Raw genomic sequence first — 246 nt, forward strand, 5'->3', positions numbered from 1 at the left:
CGTCGTGGTGCTCGACAGCGTGCAACCGATCCGCGCCCGCTGGGGCCCGGTCTTCGGCGTGATGGAGTGGTTCTTCACCATCGTCTTCACGCTCGAGTACATCGCACGCCTGGCCTGCGTAAGGCGGCCGATGCGCTATGCGAAGAGTTTCTATGGCGTGGTGGACCTGCTCGCGCTGCTGCCGACCTACCTCGCCATCCTGGTGCCCGGGCTGTCGGTGCTGATCGACGTGCGCATCCTGCGGCT

Annotated in this window: 1 protein-coding gene; it reads left to right on the forward strand. The window is 65.9% G+C overall.

The genetic code is table 11. The features are described from left to right. The coding region (locus CVH10_RS23245) for an ion transporter (RefSeq protein WP_146143341.1) at nt 1-246 on the forward strand (246 nt) is incomplete at both ends.

It is taken from the genome of Halomonas sp. ND22Bw, from assembly GCF_003011945.1.
GTDB lineage: Bacteria > Pseudomonadota > Gammaproteobacteria > Pseudomonadales > Halomonadaceae > Halomonas > Halomonas halophila.